This window comes from Paraburkholderia sp. J11-2 (assembly GCF_905220185.1).
Classification (GTDB): Bacteria; Pseudomonadota; Gammaproteobacteria; order Burkholderiales; family Burkholderiaceae; genus Paraburkholderia.
This window is the reverse complement of record NZ_CAJMYY010000002.1, coordinates 319,333-342,352: the sequence shown is the minus strand read 5'-3', so window position 1 is coordinate 342,352 and position 23,020 is coordinate 319,333. Positions and strand designations below refer to the sequence as shown.

Genomic DNA, 23,020 nt, shown 5'->3' with positions numbered 1-23,020 from the left:
GGCTGGTCGCCGCTAGCCACGCCAGCGCAAAAGTTTGTATGATCCACTCCACCGATCAAGGAGTGGATCCAGCATGCCCCGTAAAAAAGCCGCGCCGGCCGAGCTGCCCGACGACGCCACGAACGACGGCCAGCCCGGCGCCGCGCGGCGCCTGCCGCCCGAGGTGCGCGAGCGGCAAATCGTCGTCAAGGCCATCGATCATTTCGCCACGCATGGATTTTCGGGAAGCACGCGCGAGCTGGCGCGTCAGCTTGGCGTGACCCAGCCACTGCTTTACCGGTATTTCCCGAGCAAGGAAGCGCTCATCGACCGTGTGTACGACGAAGTCTACGAGTGGAACACGGCGTGGGAAAAGCTGATAACGGACCGCACGATTCCCATCCAGGAGCGCATGGTGCGCTTCTACACGGCTTATTCGAAAGTGATTCTGCGCCGGGAGTGGATCCGTATCTTCATCTTCGCCGGGCTCACCAAGGAAGGCATCAACTCGCGCTATCTCGGGCGGCTGCGCGAGCGCGTGTTCCTGCCGATGATGCGCGAGATCCGCGCGGCGTACGGCGCAAACGCCGCCACGACCGCCGCGGAGCGGGCGTCCGACCTCGAACTGATCTGGAGCCTGCACGCCAGTATTTTCTATATCGGTGTGCGCAAGTGGATTTACGCGCTGCCGGTGCCCGAAGATATCGACGCCCAAATTGCCCAGCAAATCGACGCCTTCCTCAATGGCGTGCCCCATACGCTCAAGCAGTCGCGTCGCAAGCCGCGCAAGCCGGCATAAAGCCTGCATATCGCTGGCGTTACACCGGCTTGCGGCCGCTTAGTTGCCTGGCGTGCGCACGGTCAACCGGTTGACGACCTGGCTCACGCCTTCCACGTCTTGCGCGTGCTGCTGCGCGGCCGCGATCTGGGTGGTATCGGGCACCGTTCCGGTGAGCGTGACCACACCCGATTTCGCCAGCACGACGACGTTTGCCATCGGCACATCGCCCTCCTTCGTCACCGCCTTGCGCACGGTTGCCGCCAGCTTGCGGTCGGCGGCTTTTTCGGCTTTGTGAGCCGCTTTGCGCGTCGCTTTCTCCTGTGCTGCGCCCGACGCGTCGGTCGGTGCGTGCGTCACGACAGGCGGCGAATAGGACGTTGCCGCATCGGCGGCCAGGGCGTGAACGCTCGTCAATGCGAGGGCGGCCAACATCGGAATCAAACGCTGCTTCATGGTTTTTGTCTTCTTGAGTGAGAAAGAAAGTGCTTGTCCGGCTGAGTCCAGCGCGAGCCGAGAATGAGCCCGCAAAAATTCAGCCGGCAGTAATCGGGATCGAGCCGCGCAAGAATGTCCGCGCTCCACGTGCCGCTCGTCGTGTGCGGACGATGGGCGACGCCTCTGCCTATCGCCTGGATCACGTCTTCGCAGAACGTGGCTTCGCGCGGATACGCCGCGAGAATGGCGGTGCGTTCGGCGCACGTATACGCGTCGTAGTTCGCACCGGTGAGGTCAGTGCCCGCCGCTTGCGCCAGCAGGCGTGCAAGCGGCGAAACATGCTCCGGAATGCCCGGCGTGGTGTGCAGGGCGATCGCCCGCCACACGTCCTCGGCCACGCAGGGTGAAACACCCGCAAGCAGCGCGCGCGCCGCATCGGCGCTGTCCACCTCGTAACGCAAGTTCGAGTGCGCATAGGCCGGGCTCAGGCCCATGTTCGCGTACATCGCACTCACATAGAGCGTTTCCGCGTCGCATGCATGACGCTCGCGACGGGCGGCGAGCGCCGCGAACACGAACACACGATGCGCGTGTCCGACCAGAAGCGGATCGAGCGCCGCGCAGGCGTTCTCGAGTGCGAGCGCCGCGAGCGCGGTGCGCGGAATACGCACGCCCGCGACTTCAATCGGCTTTGCCGCAAGTTCAGGTTTCATGACGCGCTCCATGCTCGCGCCTGTCACGGCGCGGGCGAACACCGGCAGCCGGACTTATCCCTTCAGGAACGCCAGCAGATCCGCGTTCACCTGGGCGACATGCGTGCTGCACATGCCATGCGGCGCGCCGGGATAGACCTTGAGCGTAGCGTGCTTGACGAGCTTCGCCGACAGGCGTGCCGAATCGTCGATCGGCACGATCTGGTCATCGTCGCCGTGGAGGATGAGCGTCGGCATGTCCATCTTCCTCAGGTCTTCCGTGTAGTCGACCTCGGAGAACTGCTTGATGCACTCGTACTGGCCTTTGATCGAGCCTTGCATGCCCTGCCGCCAGAAGTCCTGAACGAGACCTTGCGAGACCTTCGCGTTCGGGCGGTTAAAGCCATAGAACGGCGTTGCGAGATCGAGATAGAACTGCGAGCGGTTGGCTGCCACGCCGTCGCGAATGCCGTCGAACACCGACATGGGCAGGCCGCCGGGGTTGGTCGCCGACTTCACCATCTGCGGCGGCACTGCGCCGATCAGCACCGCCTTTGCCACCCGCTTCGAGCCGTGCCGGCCGATGTAGTGCGCGACCTCGCCACCGCCCGTCGAGTGGCCGACGAGCATCGCATTGCGCACATCGAGCGCATCGAGCACCGCTGCCAGGTCGTCTGCATAGGTGTCCATATCGTTACCGGCGGACGGCTGGCCCGAGCGCCCGTGCCCGCGACGGTCGTGCGCGATCACCCGGTAGCCCTGATTCACCAGAAAGAGCATTTGCGGGTCCCACGCGTCCGCCGAAAGCGGCCAGCCGTGCGAGAAGACCACCGGTGTGCCGGTGCCCCAGTCCTTGAAGTAGATCTCGGTGCCGTCCTTGGCCTTCACAAAGCTGCCGTTGCGCATATGCTCGCTGGCGTTGTGCGCGCCCGTGCCGCCGGCAGCCGAAGCCGCCGTGGGCAGACCCGACATGGCGACCGCGCCGGCCACGCCTGCGCTGGCCGAAAGCAGTCTGCGTCGCGCCGGCGACGGCGCGCTCGCGTGTTCTTGCAAGTTCATCGTTGTTCTCCGTCGTTGCCGACCCATACGCGGGCTATCGCGAGATGAGTCTGCGTGTAGCTGTTGTCCACGATGCAAGCAGGCCATGCCCCGCATCGGGAACCCAGCTTAACGGCGCAGAATTAAAAGGTCCTTTTCCGACGCTTAAATATGCTTAATGGCGCGTTCAGGTGGCGGCAAGGCGCCAACTGGACGCTGAACAATAAGACGATTCGATGCCCCGACGTCGCGCTCACCTATAGCCCCAATCAGCCCCAATCGCGGCCAACGCAGGCTTTCTTTCTGAGCCATAATTGCAAAGCATTACCGGCCATTACCAGGCATTACCACGCGTACGGACCACCCCGATGATTTCATCACCGCTCATGCCAAATCCATCAACCGGCTCGAAGGACTCGCTCGGGTGCGTTTCCACCAAGCTGCGCCGGGACATGCAAATCGAGAACGGCGGCATCACGTTCTTTCGCAAGTGTATGGACAAGCCGGAGCTGGAATGCATCGCCATGCCCGGATGCGAGCGCGGCTTTCTCGTCGGCGTCTCGCTGCGCAGCGGTCACCGGCGCAAGATCTTCCGCGGCGCGCAGACAATCGATCGGCGTTTTCGTGACAACTCGATCTATATCCGCGACTTCTCCGAGCACTACCGGGCCGATCTATACGGCAATTTCGACTTTCTGCTGGTCGAGTTGTCCCACGCTTTCTTGAATAACCTGACCGACGAGCACAACGTGCGTCCTGTTCACGGGCTGACCTGCGCGGTCGAGCAGGAAGATCTCGTGCTCGGTCATCACGCGCGTGCGCTCGCCGCCAGCCTCGACACGTCCGGCGCGATCAACACGTTGCTCATCGAACAGATCGGCGTGGCTATCGGCACGCATCTCTCGCGTCAATACGGCAACCTGCGGCCCACCGACGAACGCGCCAAGGGCGCCCTGTCGCGCGCCTGCGCCGCCCGCGCGAAGGAAATGCTGCTCGACTGTTCGCGCTACGGACTCTCGATTGCCGACGTCGCACGCGAATGCAACCTGTCGCGCGGCTATTTCATTCGCGCATTCGCGAAGGAAACGGGACAAACGCCGCATCAATGGGTGCTGGAAAAGCGCACGGAGCAGGCGCGAGCGCTCATGGACGCCACGGACATGACGCTCGCGCAGATCGCGGCGTCCTGCGGCTTCGCGGATCAAAGCCACCTGAGCCGCGTATTCCTCAGGATCGTCGGCGTGTCTCCGGGCGCATGGCGACGCCGGACGGCGTGATACCGTTTTCAGGCGCGCGTCATGACGCCGGTTGCAGGCTGAGGTCGCCCATGATCTGCTTGCCGAGCGCTATGCCAAACTCGGACAGCCTCACGCCGTTGCGCCACTCGACCGCTTCCCACTGCTTCAGGGCCTCGTCGATGGGTCTTACGGGGTCGCGCAGCCGCTGTGCAAGGGCGACTGCGTTGGCCGCGGCCTTCGCGGCGCCCGCGCCGGTGTGCGGCCGCGCGACAAAGGCCGCGTCGCCCAGCAGCACCGCCCGGCCGAACACGAGCCTCGGCGCACGATAGTCCTGGATAATCTGCAGAAACGGCGCTTCGGTCGCGTGAACGAGTGCGGCCAGAGCGGGCGCGAGCTGCTCACGGGCGTCCGCCCGCAGGCGGGCGCCGATCTCGTCGCTGAGGGCGCCTGGCGGCACGGACAGGGCGCGCTGCACGCGCTGCCGGTCGGTCAGCGCGGCGTCGAGCGGCGCGCCCTCTGCCAGCGGCCGGTACCAGACCCAGTTCCAGCGCCGCTCGCCCACACGCGTAGAACCGTCCTCTCCGGGAATGAGATAGGTCAGCAACTGGTGCGCATCGCCGCTCTGGAACGTGAACGCATCGACGAGCCGGGCCGCGCTCGTCGGGTCGAGGGCCGTTTCCGGCAAAAGACCGCGCCACGCCACATATCCCGCGTAGTCGGGAAAATCGCCCGGCAACAGCAGCGAGCGCATGGTCGAATGCGGGCCGTCCGCGCCTATGAGCAGATCGGCGCGAACACGCTGTCCGTTTGAGAGGATCACATCGACGCCATCGCTGTCCTGTTCGAAGGCGGTGAGCGCAACACCCGAATGAATCACGTCATCGGGAAGACCGGCCCGCAAGGTGTTGTACAGCACGCTCCAGGCGGTCTGCGCCTGCGGCATACGCTGGCGCAACAGCACCGCACCGCTCGCGTCGAGATACTGCCGGTCCCGCGACGGCACGCCAAGCTGCGGCGCGTGGGCGATGCCCGCGAACCGGAAGGCTTCGAGCAGATCGGGCTGCATGACGAGCCCGCCGCCCCGGCTGTCCAGTTCGCTAACCGAGCGCTCGTAGACATCGACGGTCCAGCCGACGGCCCGCAAAGACGCAGCGGTAAAGAGCCCGCCCAGCGAACCGCCAATGATCACTGCGCGACGCGATGTTCGATCTGTCATGTCGTTGCTCCTTCAGTTCGGCATTGAAGCCAGGCCATTAGCGTAGGCGTAACAGCCGCGATCCAGAATCCAGGCTGGACGCAATGCAGCATTGCGTGGCCCGCAAGCAAGGCCTCCCACTCAGGATTCGCGGCCTTTCGCGGCCAGCATCGGCTCCTGCAGCTGCCCTCGCGCAGGCCCGTCCAGGGTTAACACCGTTCCAAGCCCGTCTTGCCCAACAGCGTATTTGCACTAGAATTTATCAACCGATCAATGATCGACTGATAAATAACAGGAGAGCATCATGCCCGTTACCCAACTGGCGCACTACTCGATTCGCACACTCGACCTCGATAAATCGTGCCGGTTCTATGAACGCGTGCTCGGCTTCAGGCAGGGCTACCGCCCTCCGTTCGACTTCCCCGGCGCGTGGTTGTACAAGGGCGGCGACGAAGGCGACTACGGCACGGTTCACATCATCGGCGTCGATCCCGACAATCCGGAAGGACTCCTTGCCTACCTCGGCGACAAGGCATTGCCGGCAACCGGAACGGGCACGGTCGACCATATTGCGTTCCTCGCCACCGGCGTTGAAGCCATGTGGAATACGCTGCGCGCCGAAAACATCGCATGGCGCGACCGTACGGTTCCCAGCCTCGGACTCCACCAGGTTTTCATCGAAGACCCGTCGGGCGTCACCATCGAACTCAACTTCCCCGCTGCCGAAGTCGCTCATCTGAGCACGCCCGGCGCAGCCCAATCGCAGCATGCAGTCGTGCAAGTCGCCCACGGAGCCTGACATGAACCCCACTTCCACGAACCGCAAAGCCGCCATCATCGGCGGCTCGCTTGGCGGTCTTTTCGCCGCGAATCTCCTGCTGCGCAACGGCTGGGACGTCGACGTCTTCGAGCGGGTGCCGGAAGAACTGTCCGGCCGCGGCGCGGGCATTGTGACGCATCCGGAATTGTTCGAGGTGATGCATGCCGCGGGCGTGCGCATCGACGAATCGATCGGTGTGAAGGTGCAATCGCGCGTGACCTTCGCGCAGGACGGCTCGATCGTTTCCGAACGCGAACTCCCGCAAACGCTGACGGCATGGAGCAAGATGTACCATGCGCTGCGCGCCGCATTGCCGGATCAGCACTACCACTGTGGCGCGAGCGTGACGGACATTGCCGACGGGCCGCAGCGCGCCATCGTCACGCTTTCCGACGGCTCTTGCGTGCACGCCGACCTCGTGATCGCCGCCGACGGATTCCGCTCCGCAGTACGCGCAAAATTCCTGCCCGAAGCGCAGCTCAAGTACGCCGGTTACGTGGCGTGGCGTGGTCTCGTGGACGAGACCGCGCTGTCCTGCGACACCCATGCTGCGCTCTTCGAAAAATTCGCGTTCTGCCTGCCTCAGCGCGAACAGATCATCGGCTATCCGGTCGCCGGGCAAGGCAATAGCACGAAGTCCGGCGAGCGGCGGTACAACTTCGTCTGGTATCGCGCCACCCGCGAAGACACCGATTTGCCCAACCTGCTGACCGACGCCACGGGCAAGGTTTGGTCGGGCGGCATTCCACCGACACACATCCGGCGCGACGTGCTCGCCGACATGGAGGATGCCGCATTCGCCCTGCTCGCGCCTCAGTTCGCCGAAGTCGTCACACGGGCTACGCAACCCCTTTTCCAGCCAATCTTCGATCTCGAAGTTCCCAGGATGGCGTTCGGCCGGGTCGCGCTACTAGGCGATGCTGCCTTCGTCGCACGGCCGCATTGCGGCATGGGTGTCACGAAGGCCGCCGGTGACGCAATGGCGCTGGTTGTAGCGCTCAATCGCAACGCTGACACGCTCGATGCACTGGCCGACTATAGCGACGAACGCACGCAGTTCGGTATTGCGATTGTTCAGCACGCCCGCCATCTCGGCGCCTATATGCAGGCGCAACTCAAGGACGAAACCGAACGCGAAATGGCCGAGCGGTATCGCACACCCGAAGCCGTGATGCGGGAAACCGCCGTTCCAGCGCATTTCTGAGCGCAAGCAGCGGCTGACCTGGCGGGTCAGCCACGCCGCACCCGACATCGAGGAGACAACGTGGAACATCCCATCCCGGCAGTCGCGGGCGCCGCCATGGAAAGCATGGCCGCCCCCGCCCTCGCAGCGCATCCGCTGCTCGACGACTCGCGCTTTCGCGAGCTGGTCAGAAAGCGCCGGACACTCTCGTGGTCGCTGACCTTCCTGATGCTGGCGATCTATTTCGCCTTCATCCTGACCCTCGCTTTCTCGCCCAGCTTGCTCGGCACGCCGATCATGGCCGGTGAACCGACCACGTGGGGTATCCCGATCGGTTTCGGCATGTTCGTTCTCACATTCGTGCTCGTCGCCGTGTACGTCCACCAGGCCAATTCGGTACATGACGGCATGGCGGCAGCGATCCGCGAAGGAGATGATCGATGAAGCGCCTCTTGTTGGCGGCGGTCCTCGCCGTCGAAGCATTGCCCGCACTCGCGGCGAGCCCCTCGTCGCTCGCGCGCGGACACAATCCGATCGCAATCGCCATGTTCCTCCTCTTTGTGGCCTCGACGCTGTTCATTACCCGCTGGGCCGCCCGCAAGAATCACAGCGTGGCCGACCACTACGCCGCCGGTGGCAAGATCACCGCGTTCCAGAACGGCTGGGCGATCGCAGGCGACTATATGTCGGCGGCGTCGCTGCTCGGCATCTCCGCGCTGGTTTTCACGAGCGGCTATGACGGCCTGATCTACTCGATCGGCTTTCTCGCGAGCTGGCCGATCATTCTTTTCCTGATCGCCGAGCCGCTGCGCAACCTCGGCAAATACACGCTGGCGGACGTGGTCTCCTACCGCCTTAAGCAGCGGCCCATACGGGCCTTCGCAGCGTCCAGCTCCATCGTCATCGTCCTGCTGTACCTTGTCTCGCAGATGGTAGGAGCGGGCAAGCTCGTCGAACTGCTGTTCGGCCTGAACTATATGTTCGCGGTTGTCATCGTAGGACTGCTCATGGTCGTCTACGTATTCTTCGGTGGCATGCTCGCGACAACGTGGATCCAGATCATCAAGGCGGTACTCCTGCTTGCTGGAGCGGCCTTCATGGCGTTGATGGTTCTCGTGCATTTCGGCTTCAGCCTCAACGCACTGTTCGCCCAGGCGGTCCTCGCGCATCCGAAGCACGCCGCCATCATGCGTCCGGGCGGCCTCGTTTCCGATCCGGTTTCCGCGGTCTCGCTCGGTCTCGCGCTGATCTTCGGCACGGCCGGCCTCCCTCACATCCTGATGCGATTTTTCACGGTCGCCGACGTCAAAGCCGCGCGCAAGAGCATCCTTTACGCTACGGGCATTGTCGGCGTCGGTTACGCACTCATCATCGTGATCGGCTTCGGAACGATCGCACTCGTCGCAACGGACCCGCAGTATCACACTGCCTCGGGCACCGTGATAGGCGGTGCGAACATGGTCGCCATTCACCTCGCGCATGCGGTCGGCGGCAACGTGTTTCTCGGGTTCATCTGCGCCGTGGCGTTCTCGACCATTCTCGCCGTGGTCGCCGGTCTCACGCTGGCAGGCTCCTCGGCAATCTCGCACGATCTGTACGCGAACGTCCTGCGGCGCGGCAAAGCTTCAGACCGCGAGGAAATGCGCGTGGCGCGCATGACCACGCTCGTGCTGGGCGTGCTGGCGATGCTGCTCGGCATCGCATTCGAAAAGCAGAACATCGCGTTCATTGTCAGCCTGACATTCTCGATTGCAGCCAGCTCGAACTTCCCCGTGCTTCTGCTTTCCATCTATTGGCGCGGCCTCACTACGCGCGGTGCGGTTCTGGGTGGCCTCGTCGGCCTCATCACCGCCGTCACGCTCACGGTATTGAGCCCGACCGTCTGGGTGCAGGTCCTCGGGCACGCTCACGCGCTGTACCCGTACGAGTATCCCGCGCTCTTTTCCATGGCCGCCGCGTTCGTCGCGATTGTCGTGTTCTCGCTGACCGACAGATCCGCGCGCGCTACACGCGAACGCGCACGCTTCGACACGCAGCTCGTCGAGTGCGAGTTGGGCATGGCGCGGCGCGGCTAACTGCATGCAAGCCCGCCCAACCAAAAACTCAAAGCTTCAGGAGACAACACAGTGAATTGCCTTTGCTGCATCTCACCCGGTCGGCGACGCGTGCCAGGCGCGCTCACCGCCCTGGCCAGCACCGTCGTGGCGGGGCGTACCGCCAGCGCGGCCGAGCCGCAAATCGCAGCACCGCGTGTGGCGGCGGTCAAGGTCAAATCGATCGACATTCATGCGCACTACTACCCCGAAACCTGGTGCGACCTTGTCGGCGGCGAAGGGAAGCCGTTCGGCGGATCGTTCGTTTGCGACGACATGTCTTTCACATTTGGTTCGCCTGCCGGCGGTCTCGGCCCCCTTCCGATGAAATTCATCAACGTCGACGAGCGCCTGAAGGACATGGATGCCTCGGGCGTGGACGTGCAGGCGCATTCGCTGAGCGTGCCGATGGCGTATTGGGGCGACCGGGCATTCAACGCGAAGCTCGCACGCGAGTGGAACACGGCCGCGTCGCGCATCTATCAGCAGCATCCTTCCCGATTCGTCGTACTCGCAACGCTGCCGATGCTCAACGCCACCGACGCCATCGACGAACTCGAACGGGCCTCGCAGTTACCAGGCGTTCGCGGCGTGTATATGGGGACGAACATCAACGGTATCGATCTCGACGACCCCAGGCTTTCGCCGATCTTCGCGCGTATCGAGCAACTGAATCTACCGGTCTTTCTGCATCCCCAGCAGACCGTGGGCGGCTCGCGGCTCGGCGACTTCTACCTGAGCAACCTGCTCGGCAATCCATTCGATACGGCAATCGCCGGTTCGCATCTGATTCTCGGCGGCGTGCTCGACCGTTATCCGGACCTGCGCGTGACGTTGCCCCATGCGGGCGGCGCACTGCCGATCCTGATCGGACGCCTGGACGCCGGCTGGACCGTGCGGCCCGAAACGCGGCGGCTCGCGCAACGGCCGAGCAGCTACCTGCGGCGCTTCAGCTACGACACGGTATCGCACTCCGGCCCGGTGCTCGACTACCTGATACAGAACATAGGCATCGACCAGCTCGTGCTCGGAAGCGACTATTGCTTCGACATGGGGTATGAGCAGCCTGTTCGCTTTCTGGACCGTCTCGACCTGAGCGCGGAGCAGCGCGCGATGATACTCGGCGGCAATGCGGGTAAGCTTCTTCACATATAGCGTGCGAATGCGCGGCTGAAACCCTGAATAGTTCTGAAATAACGGCTTCGAACCGGCCAGGAAGGACTCAATACCGGCGCACCGGGCGCTTTGACGCTATGCTTTGCGAGCAGTGGCAACGTGTCCGGGGCGGCGTACCGCGCCGTTTTCAGCCTCAGCGCATGACGCCCTGCGCCTGACGTCGAATCTGGGAGTCAGCAAGCATGAAAGTCATCATTGCCGGAGGCTCGATCGCCGGTCTCGCGGCCGCCCTGACACTCGATTGCACCGGCCACGATGTAGCAATCTACGAGCGGTCCGCAACAGCCCTGCGCGGCCAGGGCGGCGGCGTGGCCGTCCTGCGGCGCATGATGGCTTTCCTCGAACAGCACGGACATCACTGCCGCGCGATGATCAGCGTGCCCACGCGCCGCCGACGCTGGATCGACCGGGACGGCGTGCTCACGCGCGACGAGCCGGAGATGCTGCCGTTCTCGTCATGGGATATGGTCTATCGTTCGCTTTGCAGCATGTTGCCGCGCGAGCGCATCCGGTACGGTCAGACGATCGCGGGATTTCATCAGGATGCCGAAGGAGTCGATGTTCAAATCGACGATCGCATTGAGCGTGCCGACGTGCTGATCGCCGCAGACGGAACCGGCTCGACTCTGCGAACGCAGCTCTTTCCCGGCTACGCCCCATCGTTCGCGGGCTATATCGCCTGGCGCGGCATTGTCGACGAAGCGGACTTCGGGGCCGACGCCATCGCCAAACTGGTCGAGAACATGACGCTGCACAAGGCGCCCGGCGAACTCTTCATGGCATTCCTGATTCCCGCGCTGGACGGATCGCTCGCACCGGGGTCGCGGCGTTTCAACTGGCTCTGGTATCGCAACGAGACGGACCCCGAAGCATTACGCCGCCACTTGACCGACCGCGCAGGCACCGTTCATCACGCGTCGATCCACGCGGGCCAGCTTTCGGACGACTCCGGCACGACGCTCAGACGGCTTGCTGGCGAACGGCTTCCCGCCGTATTCGCACAACTCGTGCTGGCCACGCGGGCGCCCTTCGTTCAGGCCATCTTCGACGCACTGAGCCCCGCCTTCGCACAGGGCCGCGTCGCGCTCGTAGGCGACGCGGCATGCACGGTGCGCCCGCATACGGCATCCGGCACGTCGAAGGCGGCGGCCGACGCCGTCTCGCTCGCGCAAGCGCTTACGCCAGATGCGCCCGATGTCGTGCAGCGCCTTGCGCACTGGTCGGCACAGCGGCGCGCCGAAGTCACCTCTCTACTCGAAAAAGGGCCGCAGCTTGCCGCATCGTTCGGACTCGGCGAGCCGCTTTGAAGTCCTCGAAAGGCGTGAGCGCGCCGCCACGCGTTTCGGGCCGCGCGTATGCGCGCCAGTCATCTCACTGCGATCACTAGCGTCCGGCGCAAAACTGCATAGCGCGCGCGATGGATTCTCCGCAGTCCCGTTCGTCGATAACGTTACAGACATCCCGCTCCCCTTTCCATGCACGGAGAATCCCATGTCTGACGCTCTCTTCCAACCGATTCGCCTCGGCCGTCACTCACTCGCCCATCGCGTCGCCATGGCGCCGCTCACGCGTTCGCGCGCGGGCCAGCCGGGCAATGTGCCGACCCCGATGAACGTCGAGTATTACCGGCAGCGCGCTGGCGCGGCGCTGATCGTCACCGAGGCCACGCAAGTTTCGCAGCAGGGGCAAGGCTACGCCTGGACCCCCGGTATCCATACGGCAGAGCAGATCGAAGGCTGGCGTGCCGTGAGCGCTGCCGTCCACGCCGAAGGCGGCAAGATCTTCCTGCAACTCTGGCACGTGGGGCGCGTTTCCCATCCGATCTTCCAGCCAGGCGGCGGCCTGCCCGTCGCGCCGACGGCCATGCCCGTGCCGGGCAAAACGTTCATCGTCGACAGCGACGGCAATGGCGCCTGGGCCGATGTGCCGGTGCCTCAGGCATTGACGCTCGATGGCATCGCTCAGATCGTGCAGGATTTCCGCGTCGCCGCGCGCCACGCCATGCAAGCCGGTATGGACGGCGTCGAGATTCACGCCGGCAACGGCTATCTTATTGATCAGTTCATCAATAGCGACAGCAATCGCCGCACCGATGCGTATGGCGGCAGCATCGAGAATCGCACGCGCCTGCTGTTCGAGATCGTGGAAGCCGTCAGCGACGAAGTCGGCGCGCAAAACGTCGGCGTACGGCTCACGCCCATGGGCCGCTTCATGGGTATGGGCGACAACACGCCCGAAGCGACCTTTGGCCATATCGCAGAGCGTCTGGACGGACGGGATCTGGCTTACCTGCATCTCGTCGAACCGGCTATTGTCGGCACGGTGAAGGACGAGAAGTACGATCCCCGCTGGGACGCCATCATCGCGCTCATGCGTCGGCAATTTAAGGGCGTGTTGATGCTTGCGGGCGGCTATACGCTCGAAACCGCAACGCGCGCGATCGAAAGCGGCCGTGCGGATCTCATCGCGTTCGGCCGTCCGTTCATCGCCAACCCGGACCTGCCCGCACGGTTACGTGACGCGCGGCCACTCAATGCGGCCGACCCGGGCACGTTCTTCGGCGGCGACGAGCGAGGCTATATCGACTATCCGGCCTTTGTGTCCACCGCGGACTGACAGCACAGCGGCCGGCGGGCGTACTTGTTGCGCCTTCCCATTTTTCAGGAGTTTTTACCTTCCGGCTCAGGACCTTTTAGCAGTCGCGATCCACAATAGCGTTGCCTGTCCGGCCTCAACGCGATGTCGTCCCGCGCGGCGCCCGGACCGGCAACGTGGCCGGGCGGCCTTGCCTGGACCCGCTCGCATGCCGACGAAACGGAGCCGCCCAATGGACCCCTGCGCAAACGACGAACCGTGGAAGCAAACCATCCTCTCGCTCGAACGCGCCACTCGCTCGCCCGCCGACATCGAGGCGATGCATCAGGCAAACCCAACGCGCAGGCGGGAACACGGGCGTACGCAACAGGGAACAACTCGATCGGCATCCGACGTTCCGTTTTCCGGCTATATCCGCCTGCTCGAACGCCTTTCGAGCACAGCCGTCTCGCTCTGCTGGTATGACGCCACGTGCGGCCATTACGCGGATCAACTCTGGAGACGCACCCATGCGCGCCGCAAGACGGTTTGCACCGTGACGGGCATGACCGTCAACCGTGGCGACGCCATCTACCGCCCTTATCGGCGAGGTATCCGGCCGGCCAACGCGAACCACTCGATTCTCGCCTGCGTGCTGGAATCCTCCGAGGGGCTCGATATGGGCCTGGCGGCGGGGCGTCGATTCGAACTGGATCACTAAGCGGTATTGCCGCCGAGGTCCTCGACGCCGCGCGCGTTCGCGAAACCGGAAGCACGCGGCAGTTGAGTCGAGCGCGCGGGGAAACCCGTGCGCTCTGCATGACGCGCTACGAAGCGCTTAGGCCGGCTCCGACCTCGCTATCCGCGGCTGTGCGCAACGCGCGACGAAACACAGGCACCGGCTGCGCACCGCTCACCACTTCACGCCCCAGCTTCACGTACGGCACGACGGTGACCGATTCGAGAGCGGAAGCGGCTTCGAGCTTGCACACCTGCGCATAGCCGTCTTGTGATGCGAACAGGTCGTTCACACGCACCCTGTCGAGCCCCACTGATTCGGCGATATCCGTCAATACTCCCGTATCGCCGATATCACGTCCCTCGGTGAAGTAGGCGCGGAAAATCGCATTGACCAATGCGCGCGCGTCACCGCCCTCGTACTGGACGAACCACACCAGCCGGTGCGCCGCCAGCGTGTTCGGCGTGCGTTTCACCGTGTCGTAGTCGAATGTCAGCCCATGTTGCCGGCCTTCTTCCTTCACGTGCGTGTCCATGGCCTGCGAGCGGGCCCAACTGCCAAATTTGGCCGTGCGATAGGCCTTCCGGTCTCGCCCCTCTTCCGGCATGTCCGGATTCAGTTCATATGGCATGAACACGTACTTGACGTTCTTGCTTGCGCCTTCCGCCGTTATGGCTTCCTCGAGCTTCTTTTCACCAATCCAGCACCACGGGCAAATGAAATCGTGTGTGATGCGAATTTCAAGCGGCTCCATCGCGTTTCTCCTTCAAATGTGGCTGCATACAAGATAGGGCCGCGTGTCGAAAGCTAGAATAGGAACAGCATGCAACGCTTCGTTGCACCGGAGACAAAGCGATGGACAAACTTCAGGCGCTACGCGCGTTCGTCGAGGTAGCGCAGAGCGGCGGTTTCTCGAGCGCGGCGCGAAAGCTGGAACTTGCAACGTCGTCTGTCACGCGTGCCGTCGACGCACTCGAAGAGACGCTCGGCACCGCGCTGCTCAACAGAACGACGCGCCAGGTCACACTATCCGATGCGGGCAAGACGTATTATTCGCGCGCCGCGCGCATTCTCGAAGACATCGCCGAAGCCGACGCCGCCGTCACCGACCGCGGCGACGATCCCTCCGGTCCGCTGCGGGTATCGGTGCCTGTCGAGTTTGCGCGCCAGTGCATCAGCCCGCATCTCGGCGCGTTTCTGTCGCGCTACCCTAAACTCGATCTGGACATCACACTGACCGACACGGTTGCCGATCTGGTGTCCGAGCGCATAGACCTTGCCATTCGCCTCGGCACGCCGCCGCCAGACGCCAGCGTGATCAGCCGGCACATCGGAAATTTCAGCCGGTTTGTCGTGGCGAGTCACGCTTACCTGAGCGAGTTCGGCACACCAATGAAACCCGATGAGTTACCCGCGCACCAGTGCCTGCGCTTTTCTTATGGCGCCGACCGGCAGGTATGGACGTTCTGCAATGATGGCTTGCAGTCCGAAGTCGTGGTGACAGGACGATTGAAGACCAACAACTCGGCAATTCTGCGCGAAGCGGCGCTGAACGGCGCTGGCATTGCGTTGCTCCCGAGCTGGCTCGTCGCCGCCGACGTGCAAAGCGGACGCCTGACCAAGCTCTTCGAAGACTACGAAGTCAACCCGAACAACGCCCGGTCCGCGGTGACCGCGCTTTATCTGCCGAACCAGCGCGGATCGAGACGCATCGGCGCCTTCATCGAACTGGTCAGCGGTGCGGCGAACCTGCAGTCGTGAACCTCCCGTGCGGATCATGCACGCATGACCCACCGGGCGAACCGGAATGCGACTTAATTGTTCTTAATGCTTCTGAATGGCCTTACGGCCCCGTAGACGTCAAAGGCGTGGCCGTCCCTGCGCGCGGAAGCCGAGCGGGTGCGGCGCGGTCTCACATCACATTCCACCATGCTTCAATTCGATCGTTCGTGCGTGTGAAACATTATTGGCGTATAGCAAACGAGTTATATGGCACCAAGTAACGAGAACCCCTGTTTTTTCGCGGGACATTCACCCATCCTGGTTAATGAGTGGCGTACCAACGCCGCGTGCCGCGCTGCACGACTCTCAGCAAAGCGGACGATATCGGCTCGTTCTCGCGTTTGAGAACACTCTATTAGCCATGCACTGCGCACTATTGTTCAAGACGTCGCGCTAGTCTTTGTTTACACTTCGATGTGTGCGGATTCATAGCATCGAAAGATGTCGAGCATCGCTCATTCGCGTCCCGGCAAATCCGGAGCGCCAACCTGGCCCGCTATTCAGGACCCCACGCCGTTTCATTGCCCACGCCCGATCAGATGTGCCATCGAGATAATCACGATCTCGCCAGCCGGAGACGACCATGATTCAGATCGGATCGTTGCAGGTCAGTTTCGATCAGCGAAACATTCAACGCAATGGCGTTTCGCTGCGAATTGGCGCGCGCGCTTTCGACATTCTCGAAGTCCTCTATCGTGCCAATGGCGCCATTCTGTCGAAAGACGACATCATGGACGCGGTCTGGCCGGGCCAGATCGTCGAAGAGAATCGACTTCAGGTGCATATTGCGGCGTTGCGCAAGCTGCTCGGCGTCGACCGCGACCTGATCAAGACCGTACCGGGGCGAGGTTATCTGCTCGTTGCCAGGGGCGCCCAAACGTCCGAGGCGGCCGAGACGGGCGAGACTCGTCCGCCAATCGCAACCGCACTTCAGCTTCCCTCACTCCCTGCGCTCGTCACGCCCCTGATCGGACGCGCCGCGGAGATCGAACAACTGCTCGATCACCTCGAACGGGGACCGGTCACGACGGTCGTCGGCGCGGGCGGCATCGGCAAGACCGCGCTCGCGCTTCACGTCGCCAACGAAGTCCATCGCCGCAGCGGTCGGACAATATGCTTCGTGGAGCTTGCCAGAGCGTCCTCCAGCGAAGCGGTGCTCGCGATCCTGGCTGACACGCTGAAGCTGCCCATGTGCGATGGGCAGCACCGCGCGGACGCGCTATACGATGTCCTCGCCGAATCCGGATGTCTGCTCGTGCTCGACAACGCCGAGCATGTGATCGACGTCGCGGCCGGGCTCGTGGAGGCGCTGCTCGTGCGCAATGCCTCGGTACGCGTGCTCGTGACGAGCCGCGAAGCCCTGCACATTCGCGCTGAATCCGTGCTGCGCCTCGAACCGCTTGCCGTACCCGAGACCGGGCTGGCAACGCAGGAAATGCTCGCGTATTCAGCGGTCGAACTGTTTCTGAGCCGTGCCCGCTCACTCGCCATGGACTGCGCCGCGGACGAAAGAAGCATTGCACTGGCCGCCGACATCTGCCGGCGACTCGACGGCCTGCCACTCGCCATTGAACTCGCCGCGGCTCGCGTGGCGACGCTCGGCGTCGAAGGCGTGGCTTCGCGGCTCGACCACCAGCTCGACCTTCTCACCGGAGGCCTGCGCTCGGCACTGCCGCGGCACCAGACCTTGCGCGCGACGTTCGAGTGGAGCTACGCGCTGCTCGATGCGCCGTCGCGCATTCTCTTTCGCCGCCTCGGTTGCTTTACGGACGCATTTGCGTTCGATGCGGTCTGCGCCGTCGCCACGGAGCCCGGCATGTCGATTGCAGTGGTCGTATCGAGTCTTGGAGAACTCGCGACCAAGTCGCTTTTGAACGTGGAGTTTCACGGTCCAATCGCAACGTACCGGCTCACCAAGAGCACTCGTGCCTACGCGATGGAGAAATTGCGCGACGAAGGCGAAGTGCATGTCATCGCTTCGCGGCACATGCGCTACATGAAAAAGCGCATTGAGGAGAGCGGCCCTATCCACGCGCAAGGCAGCCGGCACGGTGCGGATCTCAACGCACGTCTTTCTCTCGACGACGCGCGCACCGCCTACGATTGGGCTTTCTCCGAGAACGGCGACCCGGCCCAGGGCGTCGCGCTCGCGGGGGCGCTGGTCGGCACGCTGCTCGATGCAGCGCTCGTCCATGAATGCTGCGAACGGGCGCGGCGCGCGCTGGATGTCCTCGACTCCCTGCCGGCAGGCTCTGTCGATGTCGTCTGCGAAATGCGGCTGTGCGCAGCCTACGCTTGCACGCTCGTGTACGTGGGCGAAAATGTCGAGACTGCAGTATCGCTTTGGCAGCGCGTGCTGCGGCTCGCGCAGGCAGCGCGCGACGACGCGTTCGTGATGCGCGCCCTGTGGGGCCTCTGGAACACCGCACTGTCGATCGCCGACATTCACGCATCGATTCGTTACGCCACCCGCATCCAGCAGATAGCGGAGCATGGCGAATCGCGCAGCACGCGCCTGCTGGCCAGCGCAATGCTGGCCATTTCGCTCCACTGCTTCGGCGAGCATGAGCAAGCCCGGGAACGCCTCGAGTTCGCCGTTGCGGCGCTCGGCGAACCCGGCTCGGAGGAGCCGCCCTGTGGCACGCCAGGCGTGGACCCGCTCATCTTCTGCAACGGCACGCTCGCCCGCATTGCCTGGCTTCAGGGCAAGCCGGCGCACGCCATGCAACATGTGCAAGCCTCGCTGAACCCAGCGCGGCGGGACACGCTGGAGCCAACGCTCAGCCATCTGCTGGCCACCGTGGCTGTGCCGCTCGCGCTTCAATGCGGCGACTCGCAGGCCGCATTGCGCTATCTCGCCCTGTTGCGCTCGCAGGTGGCGACTCACCGCTTCGCGGTCTGGGAAGACTACGCGGAGTGTCTGTCCGTTCAGATCGATCATCAGTCGAACGATAAAGTGTCCGCGCTCGAGCGGCTCGAGCCTGCCCTGCAGCGGCTCATTAAGCGCGGCTTCCGGCGCGTGATTGCCCCGTTCATCGTGTTGAGCGCCGAGACGCTCGCGAACGCTCGCCGTTTCGTGGAGGCTCGTGCGAGGCTGGACGACGCGATCGCGCGCAGCGAGACCCAGGGCGACTATTACTTTTTGCCCGAACTGCTGCGCGCCCGAGGCTGGGTTGAGCTTCAGCACGCGCGCGCCCTGGACGGCTCTGCGCGTGAGGAACGCGCGCGTTGCGAAGCGCAAGCACGCCATTTCCTGAACGCTGCGATGACGCTAGCGAGCGAACACGGCGCGGTGATCTGGAAATTGCGCGCCGCGCTCGACCTCGCCACGCATCACCTCGAAAGAGATGAGGCCGCGCAAGCCCTGGCGCTTCTTGCACAGTTCGATGCCCTTATCGACCTGAACTCGCCGGCACCCGATATCCAGCGTCTTGGCCAACTCCGCCACAAGCTGTGCGCAGCGGGCGCTCCGGGTGCTCAGGTGAGCGCTAAGCACGTAGCGGCACGCCCGTCACCGCATCAACGGCCGTCTCACCTGTCCCGCACCGACTAGCACGACAGCGCCAGCTTCACGATGAGCCCTGGTTCGTTGTCCTCGAGCTGCAGCGTGCCGCGATGCAATGTCGCCACCCCTTTGACGAGTGCGAGCCCGAGGCCGACTCCGGGCGTTCCGCGACTCGCATCGCTGCGGTAAAAGCGCTCGGTCACGCGGGCTTTTTCCGCATCCGGAACGCCTGGGCCGTCGTCGATCACCGCGACCTCGATCGAGCCGTCGGCGCCGCTCAGATAAACCTGCACCTGCGTGCTCGCAAACTTCAGCGCGTTGTCGATGAGATTGCCGATCGCCTGGGCGAGCAACAATGGATCGACCAGCGCCGGCAAGCTATCCGGACCACTCAGGGTCAGCGCGAGCCCACGCAGTTCCGCGAGCGGTTGATAAAACTCCACGGCCTCGGCGACGATGTGCGCGACATCGCTCTGCAGAAAACCCGACCTGCGTACGCCCGCGTCGATCTCCGCGAGGCGCAGGAGCGCGTTGAAAATGCCGATGACACGGTCGATGTCGCTCAGCGCGCCGTCCAGCCGCTCCAGCGTATCGCCATCAACCTTTTTCTTGAGGTCGAGGATCATCGCCTCCATCCTGAAGCGCAGTTCGGTCAACGGTGTTCGAAGATCGTGAGCAATCGCATTCGACGAGTTGCGCACGCTATTGATCATTTCGATCAACGCGTTCTGCGCGGCCTCCCGGCTGCGCACCTCTTCCTGAAGACGCGCGTTCTGTTCCGTGAGGGCCTTCTGCAGCCGCCCCAGTTTCAGATGCGTCTTCACGCGCGCAAGCAGTTCCTCCATCTGCAGCGGCTTGGTCACATAATCGACCGCCCCAACCTCGAAGCCGGTCGTCTTCTCTTCCGTCTGTGAAAGCGAGGTCATGAAAATGACGGGGACTGCGCGAGTTCGCGGATTGTCCTTCAGCCTGCGGCACACCTCGAACCCGTCCATGCCCGGCATCATCACGTCAAGCAGGATCAGGTCCGGATGCACGAGATCCGCACGCCTGAGCGCTTCTTCGCCGTCACGGGCAATCGATACGCGCAGGTCGTTGCCTTCGAGAAAATCGACCACGAGGCCGAGATTCGAAGCCGTGTCGTCGACAACCAGAACGAGCGGCTCGAGGCGTTCAAGTTTCTCTGTCATGCCTGCTCTCTTCCGTTCCAATGCCGTTCGATGAATGAGAGCAGCTCCCGCGATTCGAAGTTCTCCGCGAGCCGGCGTATGCGCCGCGCGAATGCCTGGTAACGCCCGTCGCTTTCCAGCAGCGCGTCGGCGTGACGCATGACGTCTCGCATCTGCCCTCGCAATGCCAGGCGATGCAGGATCTCCATGTTCTCGTGTGAGGGAACGGCCAGTGGCGCGGGCGCGTCAGGCTCTCCCGACGGATCGTCAGCCGACCCGTCGATAGCCTGCTTCGTCGCGCAATCCGCGTCATCCGCCGCGCACCCTCCATCGCCTGGAGCCGTTAGCGCGAGATCGAACCAGAACCTGCTCCCTCGCCCGTGTTCGCTCTCCACATGAATCTCGCTGCCCATGAGCCAGACGAGATGCTGACTGATGGAAAGGCCCAGGCCCACGCCTGCGCTGCGCCGCTCGGTATCGCCCGCCTGCTCGAACGGCTGGAAAACGCGCCCGATCTGGTCGGGTCGGATACCCACGCCCGTGTCCGACACCTCGAAACGCAGGACCCCCGTGCTGACCTGTCTTACCGTAAATGTGACTGCACCTTCGTCGGTGAATTTCACGGCGTTCGAAAGCAGGTTGAGCAGCACCTGGCGCAAGCGCTTTTCGTCAACTCGAATTACGGCGGGCAAGCAAGGCGCAATCGCGCAGGTTTGCGTCAGTCCTTTCTCCCGCGCGCGCACGCCGACCATCTCCGCGAGCATTTCCAGAAACGGCGTGAGCGGCACATCGGCCGGTTGCAGTTCGATCCGGCCCGCGCCGGCGCGAGCGAACTCCAGCAAGTCGTTTATCAGCGTCAGCAGATGCGTCCCGCTTTGCTCGATGACCGCGACTTGCGATCGTTGGCGCGCCCCGAGCCCGTCGTCATGGCGCAGGATCTGTGCATAGCCGAGGATGCCGTTCAGCGGTGTGCGCAACTCGTGGCTGATATTGGCGAGAAATTGATCCTTTGCCTTGTTCGCGGCCTGCGCCTCGTCTCGCGCCACGCGCACCGTTGCTTCGAGCGCCCTGCGCTCGGTAATGTCCTGCAAGACCGCGATTGTGTGATAGATCTGCTCGCCGGGTTCCCATTGCATCGCGACGCAGACATTGACCCACACGCGCGTTCCGTCGCCGCGAATGAGCAGCTTGTCTTCGACATAATGAGGGATCTTCTTCTCGAACAGCAGTCCGAACCGGGATTCGCTCTCAGGCAGATACGATGCGTCCGTGACGTCCCTGAACGTCATCTTGAGCAATTCGTCGCGGGTATAGCCGACAATCTCGCAGTAGCGTTGATTGACACGCAGGAATCGCCCGTCCGCGCCGCAATGCGCAATCCCGACTGCGGCATTTTCAAACGTACCCCGAAAGCGCTCCTCGCTCACGCGCAATGCCAGTTCAGCACGCTTGAGTTCGGTAATGTCGATCAACGTGCCGCTCAGGCACACAGGTGTGCTGCCGGCATGCTTGCGCGATGTGCCGCGCGTGAGGACCCAGCGGTACGCCCCGTCGCTGTGCAGCAAGCGGTGCTCGACCGCAAGCGCTGCGCCGCTGCGCAACTGGTTTCTGATGGCCTCTTCAAAGCGCTTCCGGTCGTCGGGATGAACCAGCGCCATGAACCGGCCGAAGCTGGGAGCGCCGGCATGCTCGCCGTAGCCGAGCCACTCGCGCACGTTCCAGCATCGCAGCACCCAATGTTGTTCGTCGTCGCCGTCGCATTCAAGCTCCCATACGCCGACATTCGACCCCCACATTGCCGCGCCGAGGCGCTCATTGGTCTCACGCAGGATCTCCGCTTGCGCGGCACGGCGCGTTTCCGTCGCGTCGCGAATCGCAAGCACGATACCGACAACCTGCCCAACATCGTCGACAATCCGCGTGACCCGGGTTTCGACCGGTACTTCGCGCCCCTGCCTGCCAACCAGCCGGGTCTTGGGTGGCAAGTCAACGGGAGCCTGTTCGCGCAGGACCGCAGCGCCCACATCGACCAGCGGCATGTTCGTGTCCTCGTCGATCAGCACGAGCACATTCGCGAGCGGCTGGCAGGCGGCCTCCTCCCGGGACCATCCCGTCAATGTTTCGGCTACGGGGTTGATCAACGTGATGCGCGATTCGCAGTCCGTCGCAATCACCCCGTCGCCAATGCTGGCCAGCGTGGCCGCATAGCGCTGCTCGCTCTCGCGCAGACGGCGCTCGGCGGCATGCTTGTATAGCGCCATCTCCACGACCGTGCGCAGCTGCTGATCTTCAAAGGGTTTCAGGACGTACCCGAACGGCTCGGTGACCGTCGCGCGCTGGACCGTCTCCTCGTCCGCATAGGCGGTGAGAAATACGATGGGCAGTCCATGCGCTTCGCGCAGCCGCCGCGCGGCGTCGATACCGTCCAGCTCGCCCTCCAGGCGCACATCCATGAGGACGAGGTCGAGCGGCGAGCGCGCAGCCACGACGAGCGCCTCCTCGCCGCTCGCGACACTGGCCGCAACGGTATGCCCGCAGCGCACGAGCTGTTGACCGATATCGCGTGCGACCACGCGATCGTCTTCCACGATAAGTATGCGCGCGGATGCCATGACGAAGCC

General features: G+C 63.6%; 19 protein-coding genes. 12 read left to right on the top strand and 7 right to left on the bottom strand.

Annotation, left to right across the window (positions count from 1 at the left end; genetic code table 11):
- Nucleotides 1-73: 73 nt before the first annotated feature.
- A complete protein-coding gene (locus U5A57_RS03735) occupies nt 74-778 on the top strand; it encodes a TetR/AcrR family transcriptional regulator (protein ID WP_321908291.1) in 705 nt (234 codons plus the stop codon).
- A gap of 39 nt (nt 779-817) precedes the next feature.
- On the opposite strand, the gene U5A57_RS03730 is transcribed toward U5A57_RS03735, so the two are convergent.
- From U5A57_RS03730 to U5A57_RS03720, 3 genes are read right to left on the bottom strand one after another with little or no spacing between them, the layout of a single operon-like run.
- Nucleotides 818-1,213 carry a BON domain-containing protein gene (locus tag U5A57_RS03730; protein ID WP_321908289.1) on the bottom strand — a complete coding sequence of 132 codons (396 nt, stop codon included), beginning with the start codon at nt 1,211-1,213 and terminating at the stop codon, nt 818-820.
- Nucleotides 1,210-1,908, bottom strand: coding sequence for a phosphohydrolase (locus U5A57_RS03725; RefSeq protein WP_321908287.1), 699 nt, complete (start codon nt 1,906-1,908; stop codon nt 1,210-1,212). Before U5A57_RS03725 ends, U5A57_RS03730 begins: the two co-directional genes overlap by 4 nt.
- A gap of 54 nt (nt 1,909-1,962) precedes the next feature.
- Nucleotides 1,963-2,946 (bottom strand): alpha/beta hydrolase, encoded by a 984-nt coding sequence (locus tag U5A57_RS03720; RefSeq protein WP_321908285.1) that lies wholly within the window; start codon nt 2,944-2,946, stop codon nt 1,963-1,965.
- A gap of 365 nt (nt 2,947-3,311) precedes the next feature.
- Between U5A57_RS03720 and U5A57_RS03715 the strand changes: the two genes are divergently transcribed.
- On the top strand, nt 3,312-4,202 hold the full coding sequence (locus U5A57_RS03715; protein ID WP_321908283.1) for an AraC family transcriptional regulator: 891 nt from the start codon (nt 3,312-3,314) through the stop codon (nt 4,200-4,202).
- 19 nt (nt 4,203-4,221) lie between these two features.
- Here U5A57_RS03715 and U5A57_RS03710 read toward each other — a convergent pair whose 3' ends face one another.
- Entirely contained in the window at nt 4,222-5,379 is a 1,158-nt protein-coding gene (locus U5A57_RS03710) for an FAD binding domain-containing protein (protein WP_321908281.1), read from the bottom strand.
- A 283-nt stretch (nt 5,380-5,662) separates the two neighbouring features.
- Between U5A57_RS03710 and U5A57_RS03705 the strand changes: the two genes are divergently transcribed.
- From U5A57_RS03705 to U5A57_RS03670, 8 genes are all read left to right on the top strand, one after another.
- Nucleotides 5,663-6,157 carry a VOC family protein gene (locus U5A57_RS03705; RefSeq protein ID WP_321908279.1) on the top strand — a complete coding sequence of 165 codons (495 nt, stop codon included), beginning with the start codon at nt 5,663-5,665 and terminating at the stop codon, nt 6,155-6,157.
- Nucleotide 6,158: 1 nt separating this feature from the next.
- Nucleotides 6,159-7,382 (top strand): FAD binding domain-containing protein, encoded by a 1,224-nt coding sequence (locus tag U5A57_RS03700; RefSeq protein WP_321908276.1) that lies wholly within the window; start codon nt 6,159-6,161, stop codon nt 7,380-7,382.
- 60 nt (nt 7,383-7,442) lie between these two features.
- Nucleotides 7,443-7,805, top strand: coding sequence for a DUF485 domain-containing protein (locus U5A57_RS03695; protein ID WP_321908274.1), 363 nt, complete (start codon nt 7,443-7,445; stop codon nt 7,803-7,805).
- Nucleotides 7,802-9,436 (top strand): cation acetate symporter, encoded by a 1,635-nt coding sequence (locus U5A57_RS03690; protein WP_321908272.1) that lies wholly within the window; start codon nt 7,802-7,804, stop codon nt 9,434-9,436. The genes U5A57_RS03695 and U5A57_RS03690 overlap by 4 nt, the downstream gene beginning before the upstream one ends.
- A 90-nt stretch (nt 9,437-9,526) precedes the next feature.
- The gene (locus U5A57_RS03685) at nt 9,527-10,609 is read left to right on the top strand and encodes an amidohydrolase family protein (protein WP_321908271.1); all 1,083 of its coding nucleotides are present in this window, start codon (nt 9,527-9,529) and stop codon (nt 10,607-10,609) included.
- A 203-nt stretch (nt 10,610-10,812) separates the two neighbouring features.
- Nucleotides 10,813-11,937 (top strand): FAD-dependent monooxygenase, encoded by a 1,125-nt coding sequence (locus U5A57_RS03680; protein ID WP_321908269.1) that lies wholly within the window; start codon nt 10,813-10,815, stop codon nt 11,935-11,937.
- A gap of 184 nt (nt 11,938-12,121) precedes the next feature.
- Nucleotides 12,122-13,246 (top strand): alkene reductase, encoded by a 1,125-nt coding sequence (locus U5A57_RS03675; RefSeq protein ID WP_321908267.1) that lies wholly within the window; start codon nt 12,122-12,124, stop codon nt 13,244-13,246.
- Nucleotides 13,247-13,457: 211 nt separating this feature from the next.
- Nucleotides 13,458-13,925 carry a DUF3331 domain-containing protein gene (locus U5A57_RS03670; protein WP_321908264.1) on the top strand — a complete coding sequence of 156 codons (468 nt, stop codon included), beginning with the start codon at nt 13,458-13,460 and terminating at the stop codon, nt 13,923-13,925.
- Between the two features lie 106 nt (nt 13,926-14,031).
- On the opposite strand, the gene U5A57_RS03665 is transcribed toward U5A57_RS03670, so the two are convergent.
- Nucleotides 14,032-14,697 (bottom strand): DsbA family oxidoreductase, encoded by a 666-nt coding sequence (locus tag U5A57_RS03665; RefSeq protein ID WP_321908262.1) that lies wholly within the window; start codon nt 14,695-14,697, stop codon nt 14,032-14,034.
- Between the two features lie 101 nt (nt 14,698-14,798).
- On the opposite strand from U5A57_RS03665, the gene U5A57_RS03660 reads away from it, so the two are divergent.
- Entirely contained in the window at nt 14,799-15,704 is a 906-nt protein-coding gene (locus tag U5A57_RS03660; protein WP_321908261.1) for a LysR family transcriptional regulator, read from the top strand.
- A 604-nt stretch (nt 15,705-16,308) separates the two neighbouring features.
- Nucleotides 16,309-19,278 carry an ATP-binding protein gene (locus U5A57_RS03655; protein WP_321908260.1) on the top strand — a complete coding sequence of 990 codons (2,970 nt, stop codon included), beginning with the start codon at nt 16,309-16,311 and terminating at the stop codon, nt 19,276-19,278.
- On the opposite strand, the gene U5A57_RS03650 is transcribed toward U5A57_RS03655, so the two are convergent.
- On the bottom strand, nt 19,275-20,420 hold the full coding sequence (locus U5A57_RS03650; protein ID WP_321908258.1) for a hybrid sensor histidine kinase/response regulator: 1,146 nt from the start codon (nt 20,418-20,420) through the stop codon (nt 19,275-19,277). The two genes, U5A57_RS03655 and U5A57_RS03650, sit on opposite strands and share 4 nt — an antisense overlap.
- A complete protein-coding gene (locus tag U5A57_RS03645; protein WP_321908256.1) occupies nt 20,417-23,011 on the bottom strand; it encodes a PAS domain S-box protein in 2,595 nt (864 codons plus the stop codon). Before U5A57_RS03645 ends, U5A57_RS03650 begins: the two co-directional genes overlap by 4 nt.
- Between the last annotated feature and the right edge of the window lie 9 nt (nt 23,012-23,020).

What these genes read in the sequence shown, in the direction of transcription:
- U5A57_RS03735 (WP_321908291.1), top strand. Translation starts at nt 74, where the DNA reads ATGCCCCGTAAAAAAGCCGCGCCGGCCGAGCTGCCCGACGACGCCACG.
- U5A57_RS03730 (WP_321908289.1), bottom strand. Translation starts at nt 1,213, where the DNA reads ATGAAGCAGCGTTTGATTCCGATGTTGGCCGCCCTCGCATTGACGAGC.
- U5A57_RS03725 (WP_321908287.1), bottom strand. Translation starts at nt 1,908, where the DNA reads ATGAAACCTGAACTTGCGGCAAAGCCGATTGAAGTCGCGGGCGTGCGT.
- U5A57_RS03720 (WP_321908285.1), bottom strand. Translation starts at nt 2,946, where the DNA reads ATGAACTTGCAAGAACACGCGAGCGCGCCGTCGCCGGCGCGACGCAGA.
- U5A57_RS03715 (WP_321908283.1), top strand. Translation starts at nt 3,312, where the DNA reads ATGCCAAATCCATCAACCGGCTCGAAGGACTCGCTCGGGTGCGTTTCC.
- U5A57_RS03710 (WP_321908281.1), bottom strand. Translation starts at nt 5,379, where the DNA reads ATGACAGATCGAACATCGCGTCGCGCAGTGATCATTGGCGGTTCGCTG.
- U5A57_RS03705 (WP_321908279.1), top strand. Translation starts at nt 5,663, where the DNA reads ATGCCCGTTACCCAACTGGCGCACTACTCGATTCGCACACTCGACCTC.
- U5A57_RS03700 (WP_321908276.1), top strand. Translation starts at nt 6,159, where the DNA reads ATGAACCCCACTTCCACGAACCGCAAAGCCGCCATCATCGGCGGCTCG.
- U5A57_RS03690 (WP_321908272.1), top strand. Translation starts at nt 7,802, where the DNA reads ATGAAGCGCCTCTTGTTGGCGGCGGTCCTCGCCGTCGAAGCATTGCCC.
- U5A57_RS03680 (WP_321908269.1), top strand. Translation starts at nt 10,813, where the DNA reads ATGAAAGTCATCATTGCCGGAGGCTCGATCGCCGGTCTCGCGGCCGCC.
- U5A57_RS03675 (WP_321908267.1), top strand. Translation starts at nt 12,122, where the DNA reads ATGTCTGACGCTCTCTTCCAACCGATTCGCCTCGGCCGTCACTCACTC.
- U5A57_RS03670 (WP_321908264.1), top strand. Translation starts at nt 13,458, where the DNA reads ATGGACCCCTGCGCAAACGACGAACCGTGGAAGCAAACCATCCTCTCG.
- U5A57_RS03665 (WP_321908262.1), bottom strand. Translation starts at nt 14,697, where the DNA reads ATGGAGCCGCTTGAAATTCGCATCACACACGATTTCATTTGCCCGTGG.
- U5A57_RS03660 (WP_321908261.1), top strand. Translation starts at nt 14,799, where the DNA reads ATGGACAAACTTCAGGCGCTACGCGCGTTCGTCGAGGTAGCGCAGAGC.
- U5A57_RS03655 (WP_321908260.1), top strand. Translation starts at nt 16,309, where the DNA reads ATGATTCAGATCGGATCGTTGCAGGTCAGTTTCGATCAGCGAAACATT.
- U5A57_RS03650 (WP_321908258.1), bottom strand. Translation starts at nt 20,420, where the DNA reads ATGACAGAGAAACTTGAACGCCTCGAGCCGCTCGTTCTGGTTGTCGAC.
- U5A57_RS03645 (WP_321908256.1), bottom strand. Translation starts at nt 23,011, where the DNA reads ATGGCATCCGCGCGCATACTTATCGTGGAAGACGATCGCGTGGTCGCA.